The sequence below is a fragment of the Veillonella sp. oral taxon 158 genome (genome assembly GCF_018376515.1).
Lineage (GTDB): Bacteria > Bacillota > Negativicutes > Veillonellales > Veillonellaceae > Veillonella > Veillonella rogosae.
Map to the genome: position 1 here is coordinate 1 of NZ_JAHABE010000023.1, position 10,621 is coordinate 10,621.

At 37.5% G+C, this 10,621-nt stretch carries 10 protein-coding genes; all 10 read left to right on the top strand.

Annotated features, from left to right (window positions below; translation table 11 throughout):
- Positions 1-682 precede the first annotated feature (682 nt).
- The 10 genes from KH364_RS09225 (at position 683) to KH364_RS09270 (ending at position 10,393) form a co-directional block, all read left to right on the top strand.
- Entirely contained in the window at positions 683-1,450 is a 768-nt protein-coding gene (locus KH364_RS09225) for an AAA family ATPase (protein WP_273299402.1), read from the top strand.
- A 35-nt stretch (positions 1,451-1,485) separates the two neighbouring features.
- The gene (locus KH364_RS09230) at positions 1,486-2,415 is read left to right on the top strand and encodes a ParB/RepB/Spo0J family partition protein (protein ID WP_273299403.1); all 930 of its coding nucleotides are present in this window, start codon (positions 1,486-1,488) and stop codon (positions 2,413-2,415) included.
- Positions 2,416-2,727: 312 nt separating this feature from the next.
- Positions 2,728-4,047 (top strand): [FeFe] hydrogenase H-cluster maturation GTPase HydF, encoded by a 1,320-nt coding sequence (gene hydF / locus KH364_RS09235; RefSeq protein ID WP_273299404.1) that lies wholly within the window; start codon positions 2,728-2,730, stop codon positions 4,045-4,047.
- Between the two features lie 119 nt (positions 4,048-4,166).
- Entirely contained in the window at positions 4,167-4,688 is a 522-nt protein-coding gene (locus tag KH364_RS09240; protein WP_009351560.1) for a DUF4446 family protein, read from the top strand.
- Between the two features lie 12 nt (positions 4,689-4,700).
- A complete protein-coding gene (locus KH364_RS09245) occupies positions 4,701-5,654 on the top strand; it encodes a M23 family metallopeptidase (RefSeq protein WP_273299405.1) in 954 nt (317 codons plus the stop codon).
- 150 nt (positions 5,655-5,804) lie between these two features.
- Positions 5,805-7,246, top strand: a protein-coding gene (locus tag KH364_RS09250; protein ID WP_265138413.1) for an IS3 family transposase whose coding sequence is annotated in 2 segments (ribosomal slippage) — positions 5,805-6,393 and positions 6,393-7,246 — 1,443 coding nt in all. Because the reading frame shifts where the segments join, the coding sequence is not laid out codon by codon here.
- A 151-nt stretch (positions 7,247-7,397) separates the two neighbouring features.
- Positions 7,398-7,976: a cob(I)yrinic acid a,c-diamide adenosyltransferase gene (locus tag KH364_RS09255; RefSeq protein ID WP_105081805.1), complete on the top strand. Its 579-nt coding sequence runs from the start codon at positions 7,398-7,400 to the stop codon at positions 7,974-7,976.
- Positions 7,977-8,005: 29 nt separating this feature from the next.
- Positions 8,006-9,142 carry a hypothetical protein gene (locus KH364_RS09260; RefSeq protein ID WP_105081861.1) on the top strand — a complete coding sequence of 379 codons (1,137 nt, stop codon included), beginning with the start codon at positions 8,006-8,008 and terminating at the stop codon, positions 9,140-9,142.
- Positions 9,143-9,298: 156 nt separating this feature from the next.
- The gene (locus tag KH364_RS09265) at positions 9,299-9,676 is read left to right on the top strand and encodes a spore germination protein GerW family protein (protein WP_009351604.1); all 378 of its coding nucleotides are present in this window, start codon (positions 9,299-9,301) and stop codon (positions 9,674-9,676) included.
- Between the two features lie 258 nt (positions 9,677-9,934).
- Positions 9,935-10,393 (top strand): OmpH family outer membrane protein, encoded by a 459-nt coding sequence (locus KH364_RS09270; RefSeq protein WP_054747438.1) that lies wholly within the window; start codon positions 9,935-9,937, stop codon positions 10,391-10,393.
- Positions 10,394-10,621 lie beyond the last annotated feature (228 nt).

Consider the following 10,621-nt stretch of genomic DNA (forward strand, 5'->3'; position numbering starts at 1 on the left):
TTAGTACCTCGTGATTGATTGCGAATTTGATACTCTAATCTTATCACTTGTACTAATATGGATTTTTTATGTGTTCAATTTCAATTTACAACTAAGCATATTTTATCTTCTTATACATTTAAGATTTTATACCTTTATACCTTTTACTCTTATCTTCTTATACCCTTGTACCCTTATACTCTTATATAAAATATTAGCGTGTTATGAGTTGTTGATGTAATCTAAGTATCAATAAAAAATTTGAGTAAGTTTTAATATTTCGTATACATTTATACTAAAATTATATTTTTGTATCTAATATTTTTTTGATTAATTTTCTGAGTTTATTATTTTATTGTTGCTTTGATTTCGATCTTTGTTTCTGTTCTTATTTTCCTATTTCTTTTGTTTGTATTTTGAAATGTTTCACGTGAAACATTTTTATAAAAATAATATTCTGTTTTTATTAATAGAAAGAATTATTGTTTCACGTGAAACAATTATAATTGTAATCAAAATATATTATTAAGTTAGTTATTAACATATAAGCTAACTGATTCTGATCAGAAATTAAGTTTTAAAATGTAATTACATGTATAAATAGATTAATTTTTAAGAATTTGATTTGTAATTACCATAATTACAGTTGTTTTATGTTATAATGAAAAAGGAATATTTTGAACGAATATGCGAGGTGAATTAAGTGGGCAAAGTTATAGCTATTACTAATCAAAAAGGCGGTGTTGGTAAGACTACAACATCAGTAAATTTGAGTGCTTGTTTAGCTGATGCAGGTAAGAAAGTATTACTTGTTGATTTGGATCCGCAAGGTAATGCAAGCTCTGGTTTAGGCATTGAAAAGGATGATTTAGAACTCTGTGTACACGATGTTCTAATTGATGGTGAACCTATTGCTGATATTGTTCAGCCTACAATGCTTAAAAAGCTATTTGTGGCGCCTGCAACAATTCAATTAGCTGGTGCAGAAGTAGAGTTGGTTTCCGTTGTTTCACGTGAAACAATGTTGAAAAAAGCTTTGGCACCAGTGCGTGATGAATATGATTTTATTATCATCGATTGTCCGCCATCCCTTGGTTTGCTAACTTTAAATGCTTTTACAGCAGCAGATAGTGTATTGATTCCAATTCAAAGTGAATTCTACGCACTAGAAGGGGTAAGTCAGTTAGTTAAGACTATAACTATCGTACAGCAAACTTCTAATAAAGACCTTGAAATTGAAGGTGTATTGTTGACTATGTTTGATGGTCGTACAAATTTATCTATTCAAGTAGCTGATGAAGTTAAAAAGTTCTTTGGCAACAAAGTCTATAAGACTATTATTCCACGTAATGTACGTCTTAGCGAAGCTCCAAGTTATGGTGAACCTATTATCGTATATGATCCAAAATCCAAAGGTGCGGATGTATATACTAAATTAGCCAAAGAAGTTATTAAAGTATCTAAGTCTTAATAAATGCTATATGTAAGGTGAGAGAGGTTAGTTATATGCCTAGAGAAGTTAAAAGTAAAAAAAGCAAAGCGTCCGGATTGGGTAAGGGCCTTGGTAATTTGATGAAAGTTGACTCTGTAGAGTCTGTATTGCCTGAAAAGGAAATACATGAATTACCGATTTCCGAATTAGTTCCGAATGTAGATCAACCTCGTAAAAGTTTTGATGAAGATAGTTTAGCTACATTAGCTGAATCTATTAAAAATCTTGGTATTTTCCAACCAATCGTAGTACGTAAACAAAAGAATAAATACCAAATCGTAGCTGGTGAACGACGTTACCGCGCAGCTATTATTGCTGGTTTAGAAACAGTTCCAGTTATTGTAAAGAAATATAATACAGAAGAGATGACTGAAGTAGCCCTCGTTGAAAACTTGCAACGTGAAGGACTAGATCCAATTGAAGAAGCTTTGGCTTACCAAGGTTTAATGGATACGTACAAACAAACGCAAGAAATGATTTCTGCTCGTCTTGGCCGCAGTCGTTCTTATATTGCCAATATGGTTCGCCTTTTAAAACTTTGTGACTCTGTACAAAAAGACCTTATTGAAGGGGACTTAACAGTAGGTCAAGCTCGTCCATTGTTGGCACTTCGTAACGCAGCTCAACAAATCGAAGCAGCTGAACGCATTAAAGAGGGCGAATTAAGTGCTCGTCAAGCAGAAGCGCTTGTTAAGTCTATGCAAAATAAATCCCCTAAGACTAAAGCAAATAAACCTCAAAGTACGGCAGAAGTACGTGCCTTGATGGATCGTTTAAAATTAAGCTTAGGATCTCCTGTAAATATCAAGTTCCGTGCTGGTAAAAAGGTACAAGGCAAGATTGAAATTGCTTTCTCCTCGGAAGCCGAATTGGAAAGACTGATCGCATACATGGATGGTCAAGATCAAACTGAAGATACAGAAGTAATGGAGTTCCGCGTATAATATACTTTACATACTAAAATTAGCATTAGCCTATGTGAAATTAGTAATGACAAGTTGATAATATTTCTGTATAATGTAAATACAATTTACAATCCACGGTAAAAGCGTAGTCTACGGGCTGCGCTTTTACTGTATTTAAGGGTTTAGTAAAACAAAATGATTCTAACAAAAGAAAATAATTCTAGCACAAGAAAATAATTCTAGCACAAGAAAATAATTCTAGCACAAGAAAATAATTATAGTAAAAGAAAACAGTTTTAGTAATACTAGAAGGTTTTATAAGATATATACGTTAAGTTACAAGGATAGACTATGGAACAAACACCTAAAGCAAACCGCGTTCATATAGGTTTTTTTGGCCGTTGTAACGCTGGTAAGTCTACATTGATTAATATGTTAACTGATCAGCCTGTGTCTTTAGTATCTGATGTAGCAGGCACGACGACAGATCCTGTGAGCAAGTCTATGGAAATCTTGCCGCTCGGTCCTGTAGTTATTACTGACACAGCAGGTATTGATGATACAACTGAACTTGGTACATTGCGCATGGAAAAGACAGAAGAGGTTGTAAAAAAGATTAACCTTGCCGTCTATGTGCTTCGTACCGATGAAGAACCAACCTCTGATGACATGCATTGGTTAGGGCTTTTAAAACAAAATAATGTGCCTATTGCGTTATTCGTAAATGAAATAAACGATATAAACGAAATCAATACAGAGAATAAAGAAAAATTTGAATTAAATACAGCTAATACAGATAAAGTTGAATTAAGTACAGCTGATAAAGAAAAACTTGAATCAAATATATCTGCTTATATTAAATCTCATAAGGGGTTAAGTGATCTTGCTACCGTAATTGGTTCAGCTGATTTTACTTCTCATGAAAAACGGATTGAATTGTTAGATTTACTTGGCGGCTTAACTCCTCTTAATGTAGAAGGGGAGCAAACACTGTTACAAGGCCTGGTGGAAGAGGGGGATGCCATCATTCTTGTGTGTCCTATTGATAGTGCCGCGCCAAAGGGTCGTTTAATTTTGCCACAAGTTCAAACGATTCGTGAAATCTTAGATTACAAAGGATTAGCCTTGGTGTGTCAAACAGAAGAGTTGCCATCTATGATTAATTCTCTTAAACATCCACCTAAAATGGTTATCTGTGATTCTCAAGCCTTTGATCGTGTCGATGAATTGACACCGCATACAATTCCTTTGACCTCTTTTTCTATTTTGATGGCTCGCTTTAAAGGAAAATTACAGGACTTAGTAGCTGGTGTTAATGCTATTAAGAATTTGAAACCAGGTTCTAAGGTTCTTATTAGCGAAGGTTGTACACATCGTCGTCAATGTGATGATATTGGGACTGTAAAAATCCCTAATCTTCTTAAGAAGCAAGGTCATACGGATTTACAGCTGGAATTCACTAGTGGGGGAGCTTTCCCTAAAGATGTATCACAATATGATTTGATCATCCACTGTGGCGCTTGTATGCTCACACGCCGCGAAGTACTACGGCGTATTGAATGTGCTGTTGTACAAGGTACGCCAATCGTAAATTACGGTGTACTCATAGCGGCTCTACATGGTATACTAGAACGGGCAATAAGCCCATTTATTGACGAAATTAAAGGATAGATATAATTAATCTATAATTACGTATGTTAAATTAAATTGCATGCAGTCATTTAACTTTCACAATTAGAATGGTATAATTAAGTGTTGGAGTTTTGATGATTGTATAGGAAGGAATATACATGTTCGAATCGATTCAACCGTGGATTGGTATGGTAACTATCGTTCTTGTTATCGCTGTATTGGTGTATTGTGTAATCTTACACATTCGTCTAGGCAGCTTGAAAAAGAAATACGATTTCTTTATGCAAGGAGATAATGGTGCGAGCCTAGAGCGTAAATTATCTGTAGAGGTTAGCGAAATTCGCGATGCTGCGAAGGGCCTTGAGTCCTTGTTGACTGAGCAAGCGGCTATCCGCAATACGCAGAGCAATACGATACAAAAAATTGGCTTTATTAAATATAATGCCTTTGAAAATATCGGTAATGATCTGTCCTTTGCGCTTACATTGCTCGATGGCAACAATAACGGCATCTGTATTTCCAGTATTTACGGTCGTAGCGAATCCCGTATTTTTAGTAAACCAATTGTGAAAGGTAAAAGTCTTGTTAGTCTTTCACAAGAAGAATTAGAAAGTTTGAACGAAGCGTTGGGCGAACGTACTAATGAGGAAGCGTTAACGAGCGCCATCGTTTCTAAATAAGGAAGGTTTGTATTGAAAGTACCGGCATTTATTTCAAACAAAGTTGAAAGAAATGGTGACAACTGCATATTGACATTAACAACCAAGCAGGCGAAAATAGCAGCCATTGTTGGCTCTATCTTAATCATCGCGGCAGTAGTACTCGGCATTTGGGGCATCGTGCGCCAAGCTGAGGTGGTGCAATTACGTCAACAAACGCAATTGCAATCGGAACAGCTGAAATTGTTACAACAAAAAACAGAGGTTCTAGATAAAAAAATCCAAAACTTAAATCAAATTAGCGAAGAGAATAAGCAAATGCTAAAAGGCGCTGAATCTGGTACACCGGCTCAAGGTGGTGGGGATGGCAGCGACCCAAAGGCGGTAGCCGCTGATGAAAGCGAAGTAAAGACGCTAACAGCGGCACAATTATCAGCTCGCTTGTCTAAAATGGATAAAGACGCACAAAAATTGCTCGTTAGCTTCTATACGATGCGCAACATCCTTCGCGATGGTGGTGCGCAAGACTTGATGGCATTGCAATCTATCAACTTCTCTGCTGGTTCTGGTGGTGCTGTGAATAGTACGACACCAAGCATCTGGCCGAGCAAGGGCGTTATTACATCTCCATTTGGTAGCCGCGTAGACCCTGTGACAGGTGCTATTGGTGCGTTCCATGAAGGTATCGACATCGCGGATGACTATGGTTCACAAATCGTGGCGACCGCAGCTGGTGTAGTTACGTTCGCTGGTTATACTGACGGTGGTTATGGTAACCTCGTTGAAATCGATCACGGCAATGGCTTCGTAACTCGTTATGGACATAACAGTGCTGTACTTGTGACGGTAGGTATGAGTGTAAAACAAGGCCAAACTATCGCCTTGATGGGTAGTACTGGTAAAAGTACAGGTGCTCACGTTCACTACGAGGTACGTTTAAATAGCGCTCCTGTAGACCCTATGATTTTCTTGCCAATTAGTAACTAATCGTTACATTATTTAGGACTCGACGATGATGTAATTTTCTAATTGTTGAGTAAATAATCTAATAGACTTAATAAAAAAGAACTTGTTATAAGTGAACCGACCCCTTAATGTTAGACCAAAAATCTTAACGTTAAGGAGGTCGGTTTTTCTATGGCAAAATATAGCCTTATATTTAAATTAAAAGTCGTTACCGCATATCTAAACGGCGAAGGTGGATATGAGTATTTAACTAAGAAATATGGTGTAAAGACTACATCGCAAGTTCGTCGTTGGATTAGTGCATTTAAAGAATTTGGTAAAGATGGTTTGTGTCGAAAGCGAAATAATACAAGATATACTTCAGAATTTAAGCTAGCTGTGGTAGAGTCATACTTAACTAGTGAATTATCGTATCGGCAAATTGCATTACAATATGGGCTGAATAATCCTTCATTAATAGCTCGCTGGAAATCGGATTTTATGAAATATGGGACCAATGCTTTTGTCGAGCGACCGAAAGGACGAATACCTACCATGAGTCGAACAGATGAAAAAGCAAAGATTACCACACATACTAAATCACGTAACCAAAAGAAGAAAAAAGAATTAACACCAGAGCAAGCTCGTATTTTAGAATTGGAAAAACAATTACGCTACGCTCAAATAGAGAATGCCTATTTAAAAGAATTGAGGAGATTGCGCCTCGAGGACGCTCGAAAAATGAAAGAACAGCAAGAATCATTAGCAGTCTCCGAAGAGAATTCAAACTAACTGAGATTCTTGCTGCCTTACGTTTTCCAAAAGCAACATATATGTACTGGCAACAGCGCTTTGACCGAGTAGATCCAGATCTACAAATACGAATAGCTATTGAAGATATTCGTAAGGACCATCCCAACTATGGATATAGAAGATTGTTACCTTTGTTGCGATCACGAGGTATTGTTGTTAATAAGAAACGATTGCAACGAATTATGCAAAAGTTCAATCTGCAAGTAATAGCATTCTCCCGTAAGAGCCGAAAATATAACTCATATAAAGGCGTTAAAGGACGGATTGCACCTAATCGCATTAAGCGTAGATTCTATTGCAGTCAACCACATCAAAAAATTACTACAGATACAACTGAATTTAAGTATTATGAACTAGATGCAAACGGTGCTTTGAAAGTTGGAAAACTATACTTAGATCCATTTATGGATTTATATAATCTTGAAATTATTAGTTTTAGTATAAGTCCTACACCATCGGCTGAGTCTATACTTTCAGCACAACAACAGGCGATTGAAAAGACTGCCGATGCTAAGTATCGACGGACATTTCATTCTGACCGTGGTTGGGGTTACCAAATGAAAGCGTATCAACATAATTTAAAAGTGCATAATATATTCCAAAGTATGTCTAGAAAAGGTAATTGTCTCGACAATTCACCAATGGAAAATTTCTTTGCCATCTTAAAACAAGAGCTGTATTATGGCAATACTTTTCATAGCTATGATGAGTTAAAAACGGCGATTGAAAACTATATTATGTATTACAATACTAAACGAATTAAGGAAAGATTGAATTGGCTAAGTCCAATTGACTATCGTTTAGCTACTACTGCAGCATAAAAAATTCCGAGCAACCAGTTTAGGTTACTCGGAAATAAAAGTCTAACTTTTTGGGGTCACTACAAAGTGCAAATGCACTATAGCAAGTTCTTTTTCTTTCTTTTTGCATATATATATTGTAAAATAAAAGTATATGAACGGAGGTATATCTATGAAGGCCTATGTACAAGTTTATACCGGCGAAGGCAAGGGCAAAACGACCGCTGCTATCGGTCTAGCAATCCGTGCCATCGGCGCTGGCAAGAAAGTCCTCTTTTTGCAATTTATGAAATCTAAAGTATATAGTGAACATACTATTTTACCTACCTTAACTAATTTAACGTTAGAAACTGTGGGCAAGCCATTCTTTATCATAAAAGAAGGGATGAAGAGCAAGGACGAACTCGCTAAATGGGGCGATGAAGTCGTTGTCTTTGAATCTGGCAATCCCCCTAAGGATTATGTAGCACTCATTGAAAAAGGCTACGAACGTGCTCTAGTTGCCATCGGCAGTGGTGATTACGATCTCGTCGTTCTTGATGAGTACAACATGGCACTCTTCTTTGAACTCATTACATGGGATAAAACAAAGGCGTTGCTCGATGCTCGTCATCCAGAAACGGAACTCGTATTTACGGGCCGTGGGGCTCCTCAAGAATTGATCGATGAGGCAGACCTTGTAACGGAAATGAAAGAGGTTAAACATTACTACCTTCAAGGCGTAATGGCTCGAAAAGGTATTGAAAACTAATCATAGGAACACCTAAGGAGGTGATGTGGTTGAGTACAGTGGCTATTGTGGCCCTCGTTATCGTGGCCATCATTGCAGCACTCATCTTGATTATCCTACTGACACCAATCACATATAGCATCGAAGTTGACGGTCGCACGCCTTATCGTGGCGAGGTGCGCGTTAAATGGCTATGGCGTGTATTTTCACTTCATTTAGCATACTTACAGGGCAAACCATTTTTTAAGGAATTATACGTTTTGGGCATGCTCAAGATAGGTCCTGTGAAAGACTATGAAGAATGGCTTGAAAATCGCGTTGACGAAGAATACCAAAAAGTAATGGATGATGATGATATGTCACAAGCAGAGGCTTTTGCTAAAGCTATGCAAGGGGGCGGACAAGGTCCTTCTGCAAGCTCTAATGGCACTAGTTTTGAAGATTTGAAGAGCTCTCAAGGTTCTACTACAACCTTTGGTGACGAAGAATCACCAGGGGCGGGTAGCTCCCAAAATCCAAATGAGCGCGTTGAACGTCCTGCACCAGGTTCTAAAGATATGGATGCACAGGCTCGTGCTGATCGATATGACTCCATTCAGCAAGATCCAACGGCCCATATTCAAGACGATGACGAAGTGGTAAGTCGCGTTACTTTCAACAGTGACGGTTCCATCAAGGAAAAGGTATTTACGAAGGTAAATGATATCAAAACAACTGTGAAAAGTCGTTTTGCAAAGCCAGATCCAAACGATCCGGTAGCATCATTCAAGTCTGAAATTCCTACATTCTGGTTCATGAAACATGTACGAAATACAGAATTGTGGCGTCAGCTATTCCTTGTGTCAAAACGATGTTATGACCACTCTAAACCACGGGATGTGGCCATAGAAGGTCGATTTGGTATCGGTGACCCATATCGCATGGGGATTATTGCATCTATGTTGTACAGCATTTGGCCTGAACAAGCTGAGAATATTGAACTAGATTATGTGAACTGGGCCGGCGAAGGTAGCGGTCACATCAAAGGGCGCATAATTCTCGCTGTATTAGCTTGGCATGGTACTAGATTCTTGGTATCTAAACCAATGCGTTCCCTATTGGGTGAAAGCGCTCGCGTCTTCTGGATTAAACGGAAAGAAGCAAAACAGTTAGAAAAGCTGAAAGCCGCACAAGGCCAAACAGCATAAGGATATATTAAGTCAAACTAAGTAAATGAGCTGTATTAAGACAATATATAAGGTCTACAAATAATGTATATGTCATATAGAAGTAAATACATAGTATGAAAACCTAAGTATTGAACGTACAGCAATGATACTTTCACAAAAAGCGGAGGTACTGTGATGGAAAACAGTAATGTAAAAGAGAATTTGGAAGTCCTATTCGAGAAATTCAGAAATATGATCAAAGTGGAAACGGTAGTAGGCGAAGCTGTACAAATCGGCGATACTACGCTCGTTCCATTCGTTGACGTAACATTTGGTTTCGGTACTGGTACAAACCACAACACGGCGAACAAAAACCACGAATGTGGCGGCGGTGGCGGCGGTGCCAAAATGGAACCAAGCGCTATCCTTGTTATCAAAGGGGACCGCATTGAGTTGTTCAACATTAAGGGCAACCCTTACAGCAGCAGCTTTGATCGTCTCATCGGTTTGGTACCTGACCTCGTGTCCAAATTGAAATCCGATAAATACATCTATATTAACGATGAACAATAATTCGTTACTGAATTATAAATAATTGGTGAAAGCCTCAATACCCACATGTGTGTTCTGAATATGTCCGTCATGACTGCCCTAAGGGCTTCAGAGCATACCTGTGGGTATTGTTTTAATTTCTATAGACATTCATAAGCATTTCATAGGGCTTTATTATGCTATGTAACAGAGTCTTGTGAAAGTTAGCGAGATTTGATATAGTAAAAATAGTACACTATTGGATTGTATAGTGACACTTTTAATCGAGGAGGATTTCAGATGAAATTATCTAAAAAATTGACTACCTTAGCTATCGTTGGTGCTATCTCTGCTACTGCTGCAGTAGCAAGTGCTGCTAACATTGGCTTAGTAAATATGAGCCAAGTAGTAAATAGCTACCCTGGCTACGGTGCATTAGATATGAAAATGCAACAAGTAGACGCTCAATACCGTCCACAAATTGAGAAAAAAGTACAAGAAATTGAAAAAATTCAAGACTCTGCACAAGCAGAAGCTGAATTCAACAAAACTGTAGCTCCATTGCTTCAAAAAGAAAACGAAGAAATCAACAAAATTGCTCAACCTATGATGCAAGCAATTCACAACGCTGTTGAATCTATTCGCGTTGAAAAACAAATGGACGTAGTATTGGATGATCCGTACACAATCCGTGCGGCTGACGCTAACAGCAAAATCGAAAACATTACTAACGAAGTAATTAGCCGTCTTAAAAAATAATACATATAAAAATTGACCTCTAGTTGAGAAATTAACTAGAGGTCTTTTACTTTAAAGGACTTTTTTATTTATATAGCGAATTATAAACATTAAAAGCGTTATACATTTTATTGCAATTATAGCATTATAGGCTTATAGGACAAAAAGTGTGTGTGAAAACCCTTATAACACTAGATATTTACTAGTGTTATAAGGGTTTAATCTTTTTCTGGAGAAGTTTGAGGGTGG